We start from the raw sequence: 20393 nt of genomic DNA, 5'->3' as shown, positions 1-20393 counted from the left end.
ATTTTATTTTTGTCGCAAAAGCAAGCTTTAGGATTTAACCACAGGTAAGTTTTCACCTTTCCATGAAGTCATTCCGCCAGAAAGCTTATAAAGATTGTCAAAACCCGCTTTTTTCAATATTGAACAAGCAGCATTAACCTGAATGCCATTGGCGCACACTAAGATAATGGGACTGTCTTGATACTTTTCAAGGTCTGCATGACTATCTTTTACTTTACTCATAGGAATATTTAAGGCGCCTTGAATATGTCCTTTGTTGTAATCGCCTGCACCGCGAATGTCAATGACGACGCCATTTTCACGGTTAACTAAATGCGTTAATGTTTGCGAGGTAATCGCTTTAGGCCCTGTGGCAGTTAAGCGTAATTGAACACCCAACAATATAAAAGCAACGAGTATCCAGGCACCAAACATTAACCAATTATCTGCTGCAAATTGATAAAACTCTGTCATAACAACCCTTTGTATAATATTTCACCACAATAAATTCAATTATTTCAATTGAGATACGTGATGGCAAATTCTGAGGCGAAGCATTATACACGCAGTTGACTGGCTTATCTATAAGCCATTAGCGCAGGCTAAGCCTTTTACCTAAGAGGCCTGTGCAGCCAAAACAGCTTAATCAGGGAATATTGCTAAAACTACAGCAATATCACCCTAATCCTATGGCGCTAACGCTTATAAAAAGTGCTAATTGGCCTCGTTTATTAGTCTTTTCGGCCTTTAGACTCGCTTATAACGGACTTAAAACTAGCTTAAAACTAACTTTAAACTAACTTTAAACTGACTTTAAACTGACTTTAAACTGACTTTAATGTAGATGATACTAGGCGTGATACAGCGATAATTATGTGGACAATAATGCAAATTAAGGATGGCTAGCGGCTAATATTAGCGATAAATCTTTGCGCAGTGCGGCGCAGATATTAAACCCTAAGGTTAAGCACTAACTACACGATCTACCCCACGCATCATAGATTAATTTAATTGGCGTTCTATCGTTTTTATATTATTGAGCGAGTTTTGAAGGTATTCACTTGCCTTATTCGCATTCAATGGCTTAGAAAAGTAATACCCTTGGATAAAAAAACCTTTTAGCTGCCGAAGAATATCAAGCTGAGCTTGCGATTCAACTCCTTCAACTACAACTTTTATTTTTAACTCCTCTGCTAATGCAAAAACATGCCGCAAAACGATTTGATTTTGAAAACTCGTCTCTATATCTACAATAAAACTCCGATCGATTTTTAGAATATTAATAGGGAATTTAGTTAAGTAGCTTAAAGCAGAAAAACCAACACCAAAATCATCGAGCGCAATTGAAACCCCCTTGCCTCTTAATGAAATAATAACCGATTGGCAATGACGACGGTTTTGTATCAGGATCGACTCAGTGATCTCTAGCTCTATTCGAGTTAGCGCAACGCCATACTGCTTTACTATAGCCTCAAAGTCAGACTCAAATGAGCTCTGCATTAGCTGAACAGGCGAAACATTGATGGACACTCTAAAATCGTCAGGCAATTTATAGGCAGACTCCCATGCATTTATTTGGTCACAAGCTTGCTCGAGCACCCAAAGCCCTATTGGAACAATTTGACCATTGTTTTCTGCTTCAGGAATAAATTCTTCTGGCGAAATCCAACCTTGTTTTTTACATTGCCAGCGCAACAGCGCTTCAAAGCCAATAACCATACCAGTCAGTTGATTAACTTTAGGTTGATAAAAAACCGTCATTTCATCGAGTTCCAATGCTTGCTTTAAATAAGCTCTTATTTTTACCCTATGATTAAGTAGGGTATTTAATTCACTATTATAAAACGCAACATTATTACGACCTCGTTGTTTAGCAAAGTACATGGCAGCATCGGCGCGAGTCATTAATTCACTCTCACTTTTCGCATCTTCCGGATAAACTGCAACACCTATACTAGAAGAAATTGCTATTTTTTTATTGCCTAAATCAAAATTTTTGCACAAGGCGGTACGTATTCTTTCTGCAATATCAACAAGGCAACCTTGAAGTTTTTGGTCTCTCACAATTACAGCGAACTCATCTCCCCCCAACCTTGCAATCGAGTCGCCTTTTCTGCAACACTCTTTAAGTCGGGTCGAAACTGTACCGAGTAATAAATCACCAACTTGGTGTCCAAATGAATCGTTTACTTGTTTAAACCCATCCAGATCAATCAATATTAGGGCAAACTCATTATTTTTATAAGTAAACTCTTGCTCTAACACCTGAGTAAAACTATATCGATTAGCTAATCCAGTTAGACTATCTGTGTGCGCTCGAGAATATAATTTTTTCCACTGCTTGCGCCTGTCAAGAATATAAAATATACCCACAAGGATAACAGTCGCAACTAAAGACAGAATGACGTAGTGCCACCAAGGGCGTTCAATTTCAAATGAAAACCTTGCTTCCGACTCGCTCCAAACAGCATCACTGTTGCTGCCTCTTACTCTAAACAAATAATTCCCTGGTGCGAGATTGGTATAGCGCACACTATTTTCACTCGTAGGCAAGCTCCACTCATCATCATGTCCAACTAGCTGATACTGATATAAATTATTCTTTGGGTTGTTATAGTCCAAAGCGGCATACTTAAAATCAATGTCATTGTTTTTATAAGCGACATTCAAATTATCACTACTTGCATTGCTAGATATTTCTAGCAACGAAATATTATCTGACATAACTTCCGAGATAATAACATTTGGCTTAAATTGATTAGTTAAAAGATTTTTTGTATCCACCTCTATCAACCCGCGGTTAGTTCCCAAAAAAAGTCTATCGCCAATAATTGTTGATGCCGACTCCATAAAGTTAAGATCTTTTTCAATAAAAATAGAAGGGTACTGCTGGGCCAGCTCGGTTTCCAAGTTAAATTTATATAACTTATTGTAACTTGTAATCCAAAGGTTGTTTTCTTTTAGGCTTAATGACATTAATTCGTTTTCGCTAATTCCCGACTCGGTTTGAAAAAACTCCATGGCAACGTCATTAGCACTCGGAATTACTTTTACAAGCCCTGCCCCTTGCGAGGTCACCCAAATATTTCTATTATGATCTTCTACAATTGAAGTCGCTCTAATATAACTTTTGTCTTTTGATAAAGGGTGATAAGAAATAGACTCTGAAATGGGATTAACTCTAATTAAACCATCAGTTGTCGCTAACCAAATATCTCCTGTGGACGAGATTAGTTTATCCATTGTAAAGTTTCCGCCATTAAAATATGGCGACGTGGCTGTATGCAAAAAACGTTTTACAATGCCTTGGTCTTGATTAAAAAGTGTGAGCCCGACATCTCTATATCCGGTTAACCAAATTGAGTTATTATCACCCGGCATTATTGTATATAACTCACCGCTAAGCGCTGGAATGTTTTGAGTCACATTTTCACTCCGGCCGCTTTTCATATCAAATAAGAGGAGTCCCTTCTCTGTGGTTAACCATAGATATCCTGCTTGAGCCGCTTGAATATGCCACACCGTTTGATGCGCAAATAGCTCGCCTTGAGAGTTGACTAGTTGGTATGAGTTAATTTTTTTACTGCTAATATTGAGCGCATTAAGACCGGCATCACCACCACTCCAAAGCGTTTCTTCTCCATCGTAATACATAGAATAGATACTATTGGTTGATAGGCCTCCACCGCCGGCTATTTGTTTATAAACATTTATTGCAAATCTAAGTGGAGAAATACTCGAAATGCCGCCAGTAGAAGCGATCCAAATTAGTCCGCTCTTATCAATAAACACATCACTTATTGTGTTAGACGGCAAAGACAAGTCGTCAAATGCTTTATACTGAAAGTTTTTGAGTAGTTTTCTTTCTTGATCTATTAGCGAAACGCCATGATTATAATGTCCAATCCACAACCTTCCTTTGTCATCTCTTACTAAATCGGTCACTGTGGTCTTTGCTAAATCCATTGGATTATTTGAAACAACAAAAGGACTAATGCTCCCTGTTTTAAAATGGTATTCGAGCACCCCTGTATCTTCAGTACCCAGTAAAATGCTGTCAGGGCTTGAATCTATCATGCTATAAATTGCGCTTTTATAGCGTTGTTGCTCATCGGTAAAAAAAGCTGGCTCTAACAGGCTCTTATCACTATTTAGCTTGTATAAACCGTTTGAAGCTCCAATAAAAAGTGTTCCATCAGAATGCTGATAAAAAGATTCTACTGAAATATTTGATGCAGAAGTGTCTTGAGATTTGACCAACTCAAAATAGTCTTTAGCAGCGACATACAAAAACACCCCTTCACTACTACCAACCCAAAGTTGTTCATTACTATCTAAAAAAATGGCGGTAAACCAAGAGGTTTTAATATCGAGCCCATTGGATCCCTTTTTAAACACCCGATTATTCCCATCAAAAGTTATCTTATTGAGCCCGTCTTCAGTTGCTAACCAAATATTGCCATTGGCATCTTCTTCAATGGCGGTAACGTAATTATTAGAAATATGGTTTGCAGTTCCCGGTGAATAATTAAATTGCTTAAAAAACTCACCATCGTAACAGACTGCACCTTTATCAGTGGCAAACCAGATTAGCCCATTTTTTTGTTGAAACACTTCAATTACTTGATTAGACGGCAGGCCATCTGAAATCGTTAGTTTTTTAAAAGTGTAATCTGATGCGAAAAGGCTTTTTGATACAAAAATAAGGAGGAGTAAGAATAATCGAATAAAGTTGTGAAACACCTCAATCGTCGAAATAAAATTTAATCGCGGTAAAAGCTTCAACCTACACAAAATTGAGATCTTTTGTAGGTGATATTTTTCCATGAAGTCAGCTTCTATCAATTATTGTTAATGATTAGGGTTATTATTAAATCGGACAATTATTCAAGAAGTATATTTATTGCCCCATAGAGTATAGGACAGCTTTAGCAATACCGATACTATTCAACAAAGAAATGAGATATTTAGTTCGGGGCTATATAATAAGTAATATCTATAGCCATTCTAATTATTAATCGCTATAAAAATCATCATTTTGAAGCATTCAGCAACCTACGTGAGCTTATATTAGGCTTAACGGTAAAAGCCATAATCAGAACCACTTTAATTTGCAACTCTTTCGCTATTACCACTAGCAGTGAACAACGGAACACTGTGAACGCTTGCGAACACCGGGCCATCTATTTTCATTCCGAATGTTTTATTGTGGCAGCCCCTTGCCTGAATGATTGATAACTAGATGTATTTTACAATCCCAATTTTTGATGCGCCAGAACCAAGGGTAGCCGATAAATTTCTAGTAGCGTCTTAGCTAAGCTAAGATATTCTTATCGATTTCTGACATTAAATTGGAAGTTAGAGTGACCTATTCTTCTTTGACTAACTCGGTCATATAGGGGTTAAGCACGCTCAGCCAGCCCTGTTACTACTGCATGATTTGATATAGCGACAATATAATAAACGCACGACTTGTGAAAGCCAGATTGCACGGTAATTTGAATGGCTCCATTACTTACCAGCGGATTAAATTCGCCTTCTGGATCCGATGCTGTCGATGCGAGTCCATAATATTCAACTATGTCCCAAGCGAAAGACTCTTTTAAGTCATCGCTGACTGTTACTAGTTTAGAAAGTAAATGCTGTTCGAGAAGAGCTTCAACCTCGGAATAGCTTACCTCTTTCGTTTCTATGTGTTTTACATCAGTGTTAAGTTTGGAAATGAAGTCTTCGATCGTTTGGTAAAAATCAGTATTTATTGATACAGTACTCGCCCAAAAATCACACTTGTTTTCACTTAGTCTTCTCAGCGAATGCAAATATCCATTTAGATTAGCGATGATAGTTTCCATACTCTCTCTTAGTGCTTAACGCTTTACACAGAATTCAGTGTGTCTTTTACACTGATATTTCTGCTGTTTATTGTTAAGTACTTTCACGCTTCTTGCCATTTAATTTCTTGTCCGCGGTACTGCGCTGGAACAGTGTTCATAGCTTCTTCAATTGAGCCATAACCTGCATCTTGCTCAGTCTCCCAATCCTTGTCGCAGCTAAATCGATAAATTTTGCTGTCACCATCGTATTGGCAGATGGCTAATCCATATATCTCAGCTGCAATTCTACCGTCGGAATATTTGATCACACCAAAGGGCTCACTGCCAGAGAAAGCCCAGCGTAAAACTTTTCCTTCGTCTATATATTTAGGTGGTCTCATTATGTACTTAACGCCAAATTTTGCAGATTTTAACAGGAGTGAAGCGACTGTTGAAAATCTGCAACAATGAATGGTTAGATTTCTTCAAGAATGTATTCATTATCTTGAGTATTATTTTCAGCTGCCAAAAGCGAACAAAGGGACATCCATTTTTATACCTGCTTTATATTACAACACCACACCATAACTTTAAAGCGCCCCAGTCTGCGTTTTATGAGAATAATTTTATCGAATTAGATTCAACCAGGACATTTTGCAAATAGATATTAATTTTCAGGAAACACTACGCCTCAGCCAGGCTGATAAAGGTATTATGGAATGATAAATTATGATTTAGCTAAAGAAACAATCGCTGACTTGTAGAAAGCCCTTTGACTAATTTTCTTTCTGCTACATCCATAAAATGCGTAATCGCACTGGGAGAGCCAATGACACTGAGTTGTGATAAATCATCTTTCTGTTTCATTAACGAAACAAACCCATCAGCATGGAGATTAAGACGGTTTAATATTGGCGGTGTATCCTGTTCAATATAACCTCGTTTTGTGGGAAGTATCGCACGGCCTAGCCAGTCAACTAGTTCGATATAGTCTTGCTGGGTTACGTTAATTGCATTTTTATGTTTTTGTTTTGATTGGGTGAGTTTGATTAAGGGAATTGGGGTTTGAACTTTTCTTTTTAGTTGTTGTTTAATTCGTTGTTGAATTGAAGTGAATTCAGATTTTTCTGGCGTCTTCGCCATTTTCGCTCGGATAGGATTTAAATCGACATAGCTCATTGCGGTGATTACTGCGGCTTCATCAAGTAACGGCTGGGACTTAAATCTGCCCTCCCAGAATCTACCTTTGCATTCGTCTTCTTTGTTTGCTTCTCTGGCCAGGTATTCATTTAAACCGCGCATAAACCAAGAGATATCCATCAGTCGCTCTCGCCACTCTTGAATCATACCTTGAGCTACCTCAGCGATACCTTGCGCTTGTGGATTTTTAATATACTGTTGTACCACAGGCGGAATTTTATAGAGTCGCTTCCAGCGCCTTATAACGTTGGCCTCACTCCAACTCTTAGCTTTTTCGTCATCGACTCTAAGCACAAGGTGATAATGGTTTGACATAATGGCGTAACTCGCGACTTCAATGGCGAATGAATCTAATTGATAAGCTATACGTTCAACTATCCAGTGTCTGCGATGTTCAAAATTCTTTCCAGAAAACTTATCTTCGCCACATAAAAATGCGCGTCTAACACAACGAGAGATACAGTGATAATAAGTGGTTGAAGCTAAATCAATTATTGAATTGCGAGCGCGAGTCATCGTTGAAATCCCTTCTAGTTTGATATCCTTTTAAACCAAACTAATAAAAACTCGCGCCGCCGTCAAATTTATATTGAGATGTTTTTTTAAAAAGTTGTGGGTGTCCTATTTTTTGCGATAAATCCGATAAATCCGAAAAAGACCTTTAACATAACTTATATCCAATCATTGTTTAGTCCCATTTCTTTTTAAGTGTTATTAACGCTCCATAGTGCTCACCAATTTCCTCCAAAAGAGTTGTGGCTGTCCCTTTTTTTGTTTTTTTTGGTCCCTTTTTTTTGTACGAGATGATCAGTGCATTAACGACCGCAGTAGCGGCATTTTGTGAGCGTAAGAACAAAGGAACAAAAAGGAACAAAGGAACAAAAGGACATCCATTTTTATACCTGCTTTATATTACAACACCACACCATAACTTTAAAGCGCCCTAGTCTGCGTTTTATGAGAATAATTTTATCGAATTAGATTCAACCAGGAGATTTTGCAAATAGATATTAATTTTCAGGTAACACTACGCCTCAGCCGAGCTGATAAAGGTATTACGAGTTGATGAAATGTGATTTAGCTAAAGAAACAATCGCTGACTTGCAGAAAGCCCTTTGACTAATTTTCTTTCTGCTACATCCATAAAATGCGTAATCGCACTGGGAGAGCCAATGACACTGAGTTGTGATAAATCATCTTTCTGTTTCATTAACGAAACAAACTCATCAGCATGGAGATTAAGACGGTTTAATATTGGCGGTGTATCCTGTTCAATATAACCTCGTTTTGTGGGAAGTATCGCACGGCCTAGCCAGTCAACTAGTTCGATATAGTCTTGCTGGGTTACGTTAATTGCATTTTTATGTTTTTGTTTTGATTGGGTGAGTTTGATTAAGGGAATTGGGGTTTGAACTTTTCTTTTTAGTTGTTGTTTAATTCGTTGTTGAATTGAAGTAAAGTCAGATTTTTCTGGCGTCTTCGCCATTTTAGCTCGGATGGGATTTAAATCGACATAACCCATTGCGGTGATAACTGCGGCTTCATCAAGTAACGGCTGGGACTTAAATCTGCCTTCCCAGAAACGGCCTTTACATTCATCTTCTTTATTCGCTTCTCTGGCCAAATATTCATTTAAACCACGCATAAACCAAGAGATATCCATCAGTCGCTCTCGCCACTTTTGAATCATACCTTGAGCTACTTCAGCGATACCTTGTGCCTGTGGATTTTTAATATACTGCTGTACCACAGGCGGAATCTTATAGAGCCGTTTCCAGCGCCGAATAACATTGGCCTCACTCCAACTCTTAGCTTTGTCGTCATCGACTCTAAGCACAAGGTGATAATGGTTTGACATAATGGCGTAACTCGCCACTTCAATGGCGAATGAATCCAATTGATAGGCTATACGTTTGACTATCCAGTGTCTGCGATGCTCAAAACACTTTCCAGAAAACTTATCTTCGCCACATAAAAAGGCGCGTCTAACACAACGAGAGATACAGTGGTAATAAGTGGTTGAAGCTAAATCAATTATTGAATTGCGTGCGCGAGTCATCGTTGAAATCCCTTCTGGTTTGATATCCTTTTAAACCAAACTAATAAAAAATCGCGCTTCCGTCAAATTTATCTTGAGATGTTTTTTGAAAAAGTTGTGGGTGTCCTGTTTTTTGAAAAGCACAAAACGAGCAACGCAGTGGAGGTCGGCTTGAGCTGATTGTTAAGTGCTGACTTTTCCATACTCTTTCGTCCACGAATTCCAATTATCCTCGTTACGTAAATACACTAATAATGGAAGGTGATCCATTTCTTTGGGATACGGAATTGCTAGGTGTTCTTCATTGTAGCTACGGTGATTCTTAGAATAGTTAGCGAGTATATTCGTTAGTACGACACTCGCCACCTCTTTAGCTTCCTCCGAAGGCACGCCATCGTACACAATCCGTGCATTAAAATCTTCTCCATCCTCTGAAAGCTGAAAGGAAATCGCTCTAAAAGATGGCGCAATCTCTCCCAATAGTGCAGCTTGTGCAAATTGCATTAACTGAATTTCGTATTGAGTTTTCATAAGCACTTAACGCCTAGTTCATAAATTCAGGCGCTTTTGCCTGAATATTTTGCAACGTCTGGTTAGGCATTATTTCGTACGCCGCTTAAGTAAAAATACAGAGACCACAAGAAAGAGCACGCCTGATGCTCCAAACGGAATCCAAGAAAAATTAATACAATCATCGCTTCCCGTAGAGCATACTTTAAAATATGCTCCCGAATTGCTAGCCTCGAAATAGCCTAAAGCTACAGCAATAAGAATTAGCGCTGTCGCAATCACGAATGTAGCTAATATTGGTAATTGTTTATTCATCGCTCTGATTCATTTTAATGCCTAACGCCTCAATAACCGGCGCGCTTTTTGCGCGTCCGGCGCCGAAGGCGCGTAGTTAATTGACTTGTTATGTACCATTTACTACCGCCATGGCACGTTTATAATTTTCTTTGTCCACTTCTGTTCCATCCGGCCAAGGCTGCTCTAGCAACCACGCTGGGACAGGAATTTTAAGCTCAACCGATGTCAGAACAATGTAATACATTACATGCGTATCGGAAGGGTCCATTGCATTTAGCTCGAGAGCCAGCTTCCGAGCCTTTTTGAGCTCGCCATCTACCAGAGCAGACTCACACTCACTCAATAGTTGGTTCCATTTTCTCGCTACATCCTCTGCTGTCGAAGCCAAAGGAATGAACAACAACATTAAGGTAACAAGTAGCTTGTTCATATTTGTACATAACGCCCAGCTAAGCCGCCGGAACGGAGTTGATTGGTTTGTGCGAGCGTAGCGGAAAAGCACAAAACGAGCAACGCAGTGGAGGTCGGCTTGAGCTGTTTGTTAGTAGCTTATTCTGTTTCAACTTGCTCATGCTCTTCACGATATTCAACTAGCTCTCTTTGCGTTGCCTCTAAGATCAAAGCCTCATTATCAATTTTTATCCCAGAGAGCTTAAAGTAGCGAACTTCGTAATGTTTATCATTTATATCGATAGTTTGCTCAAGGAGAAAATCATTATCTTGAAACCTATCTCCGAAGGTTTTAAGTTCTTGAATAAAGTCACCAGAGACCTTCTCTCTTAAATATGGTTCACGATCGCCAAGAATTACTCCTGGAATATTTGGCCTTACTTGCCCCACAACGTAGACATTCGAGGTTAAACCAACTGAAGCCAGTATGCATTTAACCGGTAGGGTTTCATCTACTTCTTTTAGTTTTTCGATTATCTCAGATAAATTCATAAGTTGATCACTGCGTGGCTACTAACAGCTGATTGTATTCAGTAAATCACAATTAAATTTAAACGCTTGTTTAAATTATTACTGAATAATTGATTTAAATCTGATACTTACCTAACTTCACTTTAAAGTCAATCCCGTAACTACTTAACTTTACTGCGTACAATTCCAGACTCACTTTTTGACAACCTTTTAAATCAATAAGTTACCGATTTGAAGCGTCGTAATTGCAAAACACCCTGACTTTAACTAGTTATATGAGCGGTTTTACGGTAAGCACCAATGAGGATGAAATATGACACAGAATCCATAATTTATGCGTTTGGTCAGGGAAAGGATTAGAACGATGCAATATTCCTACTTTACCGAAAAAAGCTATGCTTATTGGGTTAAAAGCTACGTTCACTTTCATAACTTCAACCATCCCAAGTGAACACCGAGCCATCCGTTTTCATTCCGAATGTTTTATTGTGGCAGCCCCTTGCCTGAATGATTGATAACTAGATGTATTTTACAAGCCTAATTTTTGAAACGCCAGAAACAAGGACAACCGATAAATTTCTAGTCGCGTCTTAGCTAAGGTAAGATATTCTTATCGATTTCTGACATTAAATTGGAAGTTAGAGTGACCTATTCTTCTTTGACTAACTCGGTCATATAGGTGTTATACACATCATTCCTCGGTAGTTGGTAAAAGAGCCTTTAGCCCATTGTACCAAGCCATAAAAGCAACTGTTCCATGAGTTTCATTTTCAAAGTACTGTTGCTCACATTCGCCAATTGAATTATTAATTATAGATGACGCAAATTTGGTGCCCCACTGATAGTTGGTTAATCCTATTTCACCTAAGTGTGAGTTATTTGCAAACGCAAAAAAAATGTTTGAATTAAACTTTGATGTTCTGTTTTTACTATTTAAAGTTCTATTCAAATAATCATTATCCCATAATGCTGTTGGGTCAATAATTAGATAATCGGTAAATATTGATGTTGAATGAAGAAGCTCATTTGCAGCAAATAAGCCACCAAAAGATTCTCCAACTAATACTCGCTGGTTAGAGGCCCTGTACTTGGATTCAATATTAGGAATTAGTTCTTTCTCAAGAAAATTTGCAAATTGGTTGGCGTTGCCTGTTTTCTCAAAGGTGTCTAGAATTCGGCCTTTAAATTTCCACTCTTTTAATGAAGAAGGTGTTAAGTCTCTCTCTCTGTTCGTGTTTGGTATGGAAACCACTATAGACTCTTGGACTTGTCTTTCTAAAGTATCTGTACTCAGTGATTCAAGTACCCCTACAAATCCTTTAAATCTGTGTATATCTCCATCTAGTAAATAGATAACCGGATAGCTATTTTTAGCTATATCATAGCTAGGTGGCAAATAGACCATATAAGGTCTATTTTCGCCCATAATTTTTGAGTCCAGTGAATCAGAAGTCCCAAGAATAATCGACTCTTTCGCATAAGAGACAGAACTTAAGGCTAAAGTAAAAATTACTGTAATTAAATTTTTCAAGCTGACTTCCCTGATGTGCATAACGCTTATTCTATGCAGTTAATGACATTGAGACTCACTGGAATTCCGCTGCAAAGACGATTTATTTATTTTTGCCATTTAAAGGCATCCTGAATCGACGGCTAAAAAAGAGCCGCCGATGTCAACATTGTTGCATTTTTAGTGACGTTTTAGATATTGAAAAAAGCTTCAATGTAAACCGATTTCAAAACCCGCTTTCCAACGAGTCAGTTTAAATTTGAGTCAATTCACGCAATTAAGGTGACACTATCACTGCGGTATCTTCTAAATGATTACCTTTTCCTTCTACAAATCTAAATTGATTAAAGCCGATCTTTATGACGTCATTATCATTTAATTGCTCTCTTTCGACTTTGTGTCCATTTAGCAAGGTACCGTTAGTACTTCTTAAATCTTCTAAGTATATTTTTTGCGCTCCGTCAAAAAAAGGATCTGGCTCTACCACTAAGCGCGCATGCTTTGAACTGACCGATTGATCGTCAATTTGAATATCGCAATCCTTTGCACGTCCTAAAATTACTACTTCGTCAGTAATTTCCCATCGATTGATTACTACGTCTTCAACTATCAATGCTATGTAGGCCATGCCTATACTCCTCTGTATAATATTGGGGCTATTTTGTCATTTTTTATTCATGTGTTCAGCTTAATTACTTCAAGCTGTGATTCAAGTAGTGTTTTGCTGGCATTTTTTAATCTGCGACTAAACATCTAGTAATTTAGTTATTCGTGCGGCGTAATGATTAAACACGATATGTTGTCTTTACTTCCTCCTGCTAAAGCCGCTTGGTAAAGTTTTTCACAACAAGAATCTGACCGACTCGAATTGTTCAAAATCGACTCCAGTGTTTCTTTGGTTACGAAATCGTGGAGGCCATCACTGGACAAAATTACCTGATCGTGTGGGTTTAGTTGGGTAACAATGACTTCTGGCTGAACCTTTTCTTTTATGCCAACAGCCTTAGCGAGCAGGTGCTTAGTATCAGATTTTTCGGCTTGCTTTTTAGTGATAGCGCCTTTGTCTAATAAATAATGTAAAGCAGAATGATCGCGAGTAAGTAAACTTAGCTGGCCCGCGTGAAGCAAATAAGCTCGCGAATCGCCAATCCAAGCGGTATATAGTTTATCTTGAAAAATGACCGCAATTACACCGGTGGTTCCCATTCCGGCTTGGTGCGAGTTAGCCGTAGATTCTTCCCAAATTACTTGGTTGGCTTGCTCGCATAATTCAACTAAAAATGCTGACCAATTAGTTGTCTGCGGATTCGCTATACCCCCCATGGCTGAGTCAACCTGCTGCACAAAAAGTTGGCTAGCGACATCGCCAGCCTGATGCCCGCCCATACCATCGGCAATAACCGCCCAAACAAAATCCGTTTGTACTTGAAAGCCCAACGCATCTTCATTGTTTTTACGGAAATTACCTGTTTTGCATAAGCTAGCAATACTATATTTCATCACTTACTCCAGGTTAACTTAAAGCTAAAATTAGCCTACTTAAATTATTGATTTTTTGTAGTCTCGTTTTAGTGCGTTAACTAAGGCTAGTTTAAATTCTTCGGCGGTTTGGTAGCGCTTAGACTTATCTTTTTGTAATGCTTTATTAGTAATTCGGGCCGCGCTAGTTGGCAACTTGCTATCCCAATGTCTCACAGATTGCTGTTTAGTTTTTGTAATGTGATAAGCCACACTGGCAATTGACTCGCCATTAAAGGGTAAATGTCCACTGAGCAGCTGATAAAAAGTTACACCTAAACTAAAAATATCACTGCGCCCATCAACTTTCTGTCCCAAAACTTGTTCGGGAGACATATAGTAAGGGCTCCCAATAATAGTTCCAGTGCGGGTTTTACTATTGTCAGAGACATAGGCAATTCCAAAATCAGTTAAAGTCGCCTTATGAACTTCGTCGTCGTAAATAATATTGCCTGGTTTAATATCTCTATGTACGACTTGTTGACGGTGGGCATACTCTAAGGCGTCGGTCATTTGTATCATTAACTGATAAACTAAGGGTGCTGGCAAACGAAATTCAGGCTTAATAAACTCAGATAAAGGCGCACCTGTGAGTAAGTCCATCGCAATATAACCTAACTCTGCCTCCTCTCCTACATCATAAATAGTCACTATATTCGCATGGCTTAAGTTGCCCGCTGTTTCTGCTTCACGAAAAAAGCGCGCTTTTGTGCTAGCCAAGTCAGCTTCACTTGAGTCTAAATTTAGCTGTAAAGTTTTAATGGCAACATGGCGATTTATTTTAGGATCAACTCCCTGATACACAATTCCCATTGCGCCTTTACCTAATACCCCTTCTACTTGGTATCGCCCAAAATGGGTTGGCATAAATGCTTGCATATTGGCTTGCGAAGGGGTGCTACTACCTGGCTCGATTACCATAGTGGCGTCTAAATTTTCCTGTTCAACAGCACTTTCTAGTTCGGCTAATTTTTGCACGCTTGCCGGGTGCTTAACCGGAGAGTGAACAATCCACCTTAATAACTTTTTACTAATGGCCAAATGATTATTGGCTTGTGCTTCAATCGCAACATCAAATAGCTTGTTAACCAATGCTTGATCAATCACTGCGTTTTCTAAAAATGGTTGAAGCTTTTCAAACTGCTGATTTTTATAGTAGTCGGCGACAATGTCTGCCAATAATTTATTATGGGTTTGATTGAGCAGATTAACTTTATAAAACTCAAACCGGTAACCCACAAATAACGCCCAGGAGAAATAGATGAGCAACAAGCCAGGTAAAACACTAACCCACTGCAACTGACTAAATGCAATATACTGGCCGCCGATTCCAACGATTGTTACCGCTATTAGCGCCGTTAGTTGCACCCAAACTTTAGTTTTTTTGAGTAACCACATGACCGTTAACGCGGTAATTAAAAATATCCATTGCCCCGCCCAAGCAAGGCTGTTTTGCGTATGCAGTTTTTGCTGCATGACTTGCAGCCCCATATTAGCCAATAGCTGGCCATCTAAAATTGATTGAACTTTGCTGCCTTGTGCCACAACTAAAAGCTTTGCGGCTAGGTTTTGGTTGCTTAGTTGTCCCAGCGGTTTTAATGTCACAGGCTCTCCAGCAATAAAGGCTTTACCTAAAAACCCAAGCGACCATTGCTGCTTAGCGGTATAGAGCTCAACTTCCAATTGGTTATCAAATGCCAAAGCTTGGTCATCTATGTTTGCGTGTAAGCTAGCAACCATTTGGCCAAAAGCACTTAAAAAATAACCATCTTGATGTCGCCATAAACTGGTTAAGCCAAATGAGTTACCGCTATTGGGGGCATAAACCAGTGCCGAGTGACCTTCCCACTGAACCGGTTGGGGGGCGCTAAACCGCTGGCCAAGCAGAGCTTGCCAATAGTTAGGCTTGCTGGGTGTGGCTAGCTGTAATTTTGCGCTGGCAATATTTTCTGTGGCCACTATCAATGATAAGTTAGGCTGCATGGCGAGCTTTAACTTTAAGCGCGAAAGCCATTCGTAACTCGGTTGACCCACTAATACTACAACCATTTCAGGGTATTCTAAAAGCAGCGCTTCTAATTGATTGAGTGCAGTTTCGTCATAGCTGCTTGTGACTAGCTCTACCGAGCCATCTGAGACAGGCGCTGCACTTGGCATAACCGCAGAAAGTACTTCTCGGTTCAGTTTTTCAAGCGCATGAAACTGCCCTGTCGACATTAGCAGGCCAAATCCAAGCCACCCGCTAAGTAACAGAAAAAACCAACCAGTTTGATAAAAAGGGAGCAGCTTTTGCTTCATATATGCAATTTACCCAAAAGAATGACGCGTTTAATCTATTCGCAACCGTAAAGCTTGATAGCTCGCAAGGCCTTATTACACGTTATTATTGTTATGTTATACCAGCAATAAAAAGTGGCATACCCTATCGTAATGATAAATTTTAAGTATTTCAGTCATTCCGAGTGTAGCAATAAATCACAAGTTAAGGAATTCGTGTATAATCGAGCGCAATTTATTCGAATTCAATCATAGTTTAAGTATCATGCAGAAAAGACCTATTGCCCTTATCATTATGGACGGCTGGGGACACAGTGAGTCTCCCGAATCTAACGCCATTATGGCGGCCCATACGCCGGTTTTTGACCGCCTTTGGAATGACTATCCTAAAACTTTGATTTCAGGCTCTGGACTCGATGTTGGCTTACCCGATGAGCAAATGGGTAACTCTGAAGTGGGTCACTTAAATTTAGGAGCGGGTCGAGTCGTCTATCAAGACTTTACCCGCATTACCAAAGCAATCCAAGACGGCGAGTTTCAACAAAATAAGATTATTCTGTCTGCAATAGACCAGGCCGTTAAAGCCAACAAAGCCGTACATATTATGGGGCTTTTGTCAGACGGCGGTGTTCATAGTCACATCGGCCATATAAAGGCTGCACTAACTTTAGCCAAAGACAGAGGCGCTCAGCAGATTTACCTCCACGGTTTTTTAGATGGTCGTGACACGCCTCCAAGAAGTGCCGCTCAATACATAGAGCAAATAGAAGCGCTTAATGTTGGTCGCTTCGCTACTCTTTGCGGGCGTTACTACGCAATGGATAGAGATCAACGCTGGGAAAGAGTTGAAGCAGCCTATAACGTAATGACCACAGGACAATCAAAACATACCGCGGAAACTGCAACTCAAGCACTACAAGACGCTTATAAGCGCGATGAGAATGACGAGTTTGTTAGCCCAACGGTTATTGGCCAAGGGGTTACAATTGAAGACGGTGATTGCGTTTTATTTATGAACTATCGCGCAGACAGAGCGCGCGAAATAACTCGCGCATTTGTCGAAAAAGAGTTTACTGGATTTCAACGCGAGCCATTACAGGTTAACTTTGTCATGCTGACTCAATATGCGGCCGATATCGACGCGCCGAGTGCTTACGAGCCTTTAAAACTACCTAAAGTTCTTGGCGAGCACTTGCAAGACTTAGGAAAAACCCAGCTGCGCATCGCGGAGACTGAAAAATATGCACACGTAACTTTCTTTTTTAACGGCGGCGTTGAAACACCATTTAAAGGTGAAGATAGAGAGTTAATACCAAGCCCTCAAGTAGCCACCTACGATCTCCAACCAGAAATGAACGCACCGCTGCTCACCGATAAATTTGTCGCGGCAATTGAGTCAAACCAATATGACTTTATTATTTGTAATTTTGCAAACCCCGATATGGTGGGACATACTGGAAATTTTGAGGCTACCGTTAAAGCAATTAGTTGCTTAGATGTTTGTTTAGGACGAATTATTGAGTCGCTTCAAGCCAATGGCGGCGAAGCTTTTATTACCGCCGATCACGGTAACGCTGAAAAAATGCAAGATCCCGCCACTGGACAAGCCCATACGGCGCATACTAACTTTTTAGTTCCTTTCATTTATGTGGGCAGAGACGCAACTGCAACTAAGCAAAATGGTGTATTGTCAGATGTTGCTCCAACACTGTTAGCGGCTGCTGGTCTTCCTATACCCAAAGAAATGACAGGAACACCATTGATGGACATAAAAAACTAATCGCTCGATTTGCTATAAGCCATACTGCAAAGTGAAAATAATGCTCAATCAAATAATAAAAGCGAAAAGCATAAAAAAATTAAAAGGTGACGTTTGAAGTTTAAGTGGCAATTAATATTAGTGTTAGTTTTGGGTTTTGCCTCAGCTCCTAGCTGGGGCGAAAACGATCTTGAGAAAAAACAAGCCCAGCAAGCACTGTCGCAATTAAAAAAAGAAATATCAGCACTTCAAAAAAACCTAAAATCCAAACAAAAACAACAAAGCCAAGCCATTACCAACCTTCAAAATTCTGAAAAACAAATTGCTACCGCGACTAAAATTTTAGGTGCGACCAATCGCCAGCTCATCAGCAAAGAAGCAGAACTTAGAAAGCTGCGTAGCCAACAAAAAGATTTAGATGCAAGCAAGCTTCGCCAAAAGAAAGCGCTCGCTGCGCAAATGCGCTCCGCTTTTATGAATGGTAAGCAAGAGTACCTAAAAATGCTGCTTAACCAGCAAGATCCCGCAGAGCTTGGACGAATGCTTATTTATTATGACTACATGAATAAAGCGCGTACCGAAAAAGTAAAGCGACTGCAAGAAACCTTACTCAAGTTAGAAAATATTGATGCTGCCATTCAGTCAGAGATTCAAGATCTCAAAGTTTTAAAGGCCTCTAAAGAAGCAGAGACTGCTCGACTAAAAAAGCTAAAAGAAAAGCGTAAACAATTGATTGCGGATTTAGCCAAAGATATAAAAACAAAAACCGAAAAACTAACTGAAATGCAGATCAACGCCGAAGAGCTCCAACAGTTAGTCGAGTCGGTACAACAAGCCATTGAAAGCATTGATTTTAGTCAGCCTTTAGATGGCCTAAAAAACCTAAAAGGTAAACTAAAGTGGCCTACCAGAGGAAAAACACTACGTAATTATGGTGCTCGCCTGCCCGAAGGGTTAACCAGTAATGGTATTTTAATTGGCGCTAACGAGGGCAACCCAGTTAATGCGATTCACTATGGAAGAGTCGTTTATGCTGATTGGCTGCGCGGGTTTGGGCTGTTGATTATTGTTGACCATGGAAAGGGCTATATGAGCCTATACGGATACAACCAAGCATTATATAAACAAGTGGGCGACTGGGTCGAAGCCGGTGAATCAATCGCAACTGTAGGCCAAAGCGGAGGACAGCCTCGCTCAAGTTTATATTTTGAAATGCGCTACCAAGGCAAGCCAGTTAACCCCAAACGCTGGGTGCGTTAATTTTAACTCGCGCACTTTAACCTGGCTTAGCGCAACAACAATACTCGCTGCAAATGCGGGCTTCTGCTAAAATAGCAACACTTAAATAAGCCACAGCCAAAAGCGACAGTCACTATGAATTACCCTACTTTAAAACTCCGTAAAAACGAAGAAAAGCGCATTAAAAATGGCCATTTATGGGTTTATAGTAATGAAATAGATACCAAAGCGACTCCATTAAAGTCATTTAATGTTGGCGAGCCGGTTATTATTGAGGCTGCTACAGGCAAAGCCTTAGGTATTGGGTATATTAATCCAAACAACTTATTATGCGGGCGTCTTATTAGTAGAGACATAAAGCGTCCTATTGATAAATCTTTTTTTGTGCATAAATTTAATATTGCATTATCGTTACGAGAAAGAGTTTTCGATAAACCCTTTTATCGCGCTATTTACGGAGAGAGCGATGGTTTGCCGGGATTAATTGTCGATCGCTTTGATCAACATTTAGTGGTGCAAATAACCACCGCTGGTATGGAATATCAGAAAGCAGCTATCATTGATGCACTACGCAAAACCTTTAAGCCAGAGTCAATTTTATTACGCAACGATTGTAACTCTCGCAAAATTGAAAGTTTAACCAATGAAGTTGAACAAGCATTTGGAACTACCCCAGAAGCTTTACAAATTGAAGAAAATAACACTCAATTTATCATTCATCCTCACAGTGGACAAAAAACAGGGTGGTTTTTTGATCACAGAATTTCGCGCCGTCAAATTTCCCAATACGTACAAGGCAAAAGAGTGTTAGATGTTTTTAGCTATATTGGTGCGTTTGGTATCCAAATGGCTAATGCTGGCGCACAAGAAGCATGGTGTATCGATATTTCGGCTAAAGCACTGGATGAATTAGAACAAAATGCACAACTTAATAACATTGCCGATAAAATTACTTGCGTTCAAGGTGATGCGTTTGACGCAATGACTGAACTTAAAAATCAAGGCGAAAAATTTGATGTTATCGTGGTCGACCCTCCTGCATTTATTAAGAAAAAGAAGGATCACAAACCCGGCTTAAAAGCCTATAGAAAAGTTAATGAAGCAGCAATTCGCTTATTAAATAAAGATGGTATTTTACTTTCAGCTTCGTGTTCAATGCACTTAAAAGAGCAGGAACTTGAAGATAGCTTGCGCGCTGGTAGCCGACATTTAGACAAGACTCTGCAAATTATAGAGCAGTGCCACCAAGGTCAAGATCATCCAGTGCATCCGGCAATACCAGAAACACGCTATATAAAAGGGTTTATTAGTCGAGTTTTGTCTGCTTAATTC

General features: G+C 39.5%; 17 protein-coding genes. 4 read left to right on the top strand and 13 right to left on the bottom strand.

Translation table 11 applies throughout. The features are described from left to right. Positions 1-27: 27 nt before the first annotated feature. From ACUR5C_RS01600 to ACUR5C_RS01560, 9 genes are all read right to left on the bottom strand, one after another. Entirely contained in the window at positions 28-453 is a 426-nt protein-coding gene (locus tag ACUR5C_RS01600) for a rhodanese-like domain-containing protein (protein WP_454466595.1), read from the bottom strand. 528 nt (positions 454-981) lie between these two features. After that, positions 982-4593 (bottom strand): EAL domain-containing protein, encoded by a 3612-nt coding sequence (locus ACUR5C_RS01595; protein ID WP_454466594.1) that lies wholly within the window; start codon positions 4591-4593, stop codon positions 982-984. Positions 4594-5381: 788 nt separating this feature from the next. Further along, positions 5382-5831: a hypothetical protein gene (locus ACUR5C_RS01590; RefSeq protein ID WP_454466593.1), complete on the bottom strand. Its 450-nt coding sequence runs from the start codon at positions 5829-5831 to the stop codon at positions 5382-5384. 83 nt (positions 5832-5914) lie between these two features. Further along, a complete protein-coding gene (locus tag ACUR5C_RS01585; RefSeq protein ID WP_454466592.1) occupies positions 5915-6193 on the bottom strand; it encodes a hypothetical protein in 279 nt (92 codons plus the stop codon). A 337-nt stretch (positions 6194-6530) separates the two neighbouring features. Continuing rightward, complete coding sequence (locus ACUR5C_RS01580; RefSeq protein WP_454466590.1) at positions 6531-7508, bottom strand: transposase; 978 nt, start codon at positions 7506-7508, stop codon at positions 6531-6533. Between the two features lie 565 nt (positions 7509-8073). Continuing rightward, a complete protein-coding gene (locus ACUR5C_RS01575) occupies positions 8074-9051 on the bottom strand; it encodes a transposase (RefSeq protein ID WP_454466589.1) in 978 nt (325 codons plus the stop codon). A 162-nt stretch (positions 9052-9213) separates the two neighbouring features. Further along, positions 9214-9561 (bottom strand): MafI2 family immunity protein, encoded by a 348-nt coding sequence (locus ACUR5C_RS01570; RefSeq protein ID WP_454466588.1) that lies wholly within the window; start codon positions 9559-9561, stop codon positions 9214-9216. 382 nt (positions 9562-9943) lie between these two features. Next, positions 9944-10267, bottom strand: coding sequence for a hypothetical protein (locus tag ACUR5C_RS01565; RefSeq protein WP_454466586.1), 324 nt, complete (start codon positions 10265-10267; stop codon positions 9944-9946). 119 nt (positions 10268-10386) lie between these two features. After that, complete coding sequence (locus tag ACUR5C_RS01560) at positions 10387-10779, bottom strand: hypothetical protein (RefSeq protein WP_454466585.1); 393 nt, start codon at positions 10777-10779, stop codon at positions 10387-10389. 313 nt (positions 10780-11092) lie between these two features. Here ACUR5C_RS01560 and ACUR5C_RS01555 point away from each other — a divergent pair, with 313 nt between their 5' ends. Continuing rightward, positions 11093-11209 carry a phage integrase N-terminal SAM-like domain-containing protein gene (locus tag ACUR5C_RS01555; protein WP_454466583.1) on the top strand — a complete coding sequence of 39 codons (117 nt, stop codon included), beginning with the start codon at positions 11093-11095 and terminating at the stop codon, positions 11207-11209. A gap of 240 nt (positions 11210-11449) precedes the next feature. Here the strand turns inward: ACUR5C_RS01555 and ACUR5C_RS01550 are convergent, their stop codons facing one another. The 4 genes from ACUR5C_RS01550 to ACUR5C_RS01535 all read right to left on the bottom strand — a co-directional run bounded on the left by ACUR5C_RS01550 (position 11450) and on the right by ACUR5C_RS01535 (position 16084). Then, complete coding sequence (locus ACUR5C_RS01550) at positions 11450-12289, bottom strand: alpha/beta hydrolase (RefSeq protein WP_454466582.1); 840 nt, start codon at positions 12287-12289, stop codon at positions 11450-11452. 256 nt (positions 12290-12545) lie between these two features. After that, positions 12546-12896 carry an FHA domain-containing protein gene (locus tag ACUR5C_RS01545; RefSeq protein WP_454466581.1) on the bottom strand — a complete coding sequence of 117 codons (351 nt, stop codon included), beginning with the start codon at positions 12894-12896 and terminating at the stop codon, positions 12546-12548. 137 nt (positions 12897-13033) lie between these two features. Then, the gene (locus ACUR5C_RS01540) at positions 13034-13768 is read right to left on the bottom strand and encodes a Stp1/IreP family PP2C-type Ser/Thr phosphatase (RefSeq protein WP_454466579.1); all 735 of its coding nucleotides are present in this window, start codon (positions 13766-13768) and stop codon (positions 13034-13036) included. A 39-nt stretch (positions 13769-13807) separates the two neighbouring features. Then, the gene (locus ACUR5C_RS01535; RefSeq protein ID WP_454466578.1) at positions 13808-16084 is read right to left on the bottom strand and encodes a serine/threonine-protein kinase; all 2277 of its coding nucleotides are present in this window, start codon (positions 16082-16084) and stop codon (positions 13808-13810) included. A gap of 244 nt (positions 16085-16328) precedes the next feature. Here ACUR5C_RS01535 and gpmI point away from each other — a divergent pair, with 244 nt between their 5' ends. The 3 genes from gpmI to ACUR5C_RS01520 all read left to right on the top strand — a co-directional run bounded on the left by gpmI (position 16329) and on the right by ACUR5C_RS01520 (position 20390). Beyond that, positions 16329-17843: a 2,3-bisphosphoglycerate-independent phosphoglycerate mutase gene (gene gpmI, locus ACUR5C_RS01530; protein WP_454466576.1), complete on the top strand. Its 1515-nt coding sequence runs from the start codon at positions 16329-16331 to the stop codon at positions 17841-17843. Between the two features lie 93 nt (positions 17844-17936). Next, positions 17937-19082, top strand: a complete 1146-nt coding sequence (locus tag ACUR5C_RS01525; RefSeq protein ID WP_454466574.1) for a murein hydrolase activator EnvC family protein — start codon at positions 17937-17939, stop codon at positions 19080-19082. A gap of 114 nt (positions 19083-19196) precedes the next feature. After that, complete coding sequence (locus ACUR5C_RS01520; protein ID WP_454466572.1) at positions 19197-20390, top strand: class I SAM-dependent rRNA methyltransferase; 1194 nt, start codon at positions 19197-19199, stop codon at positions 20388-20390. Positions 20391-20393: the final 3 nt, after the last annotated feature.

Source organism: Aliikangiella aequoris, from assembly GCF_053709105.1.
Note: the sequence above shows the minus strand (reverse complement) of the source record. Positions and strands in the feature narration are given on the sequence as shown.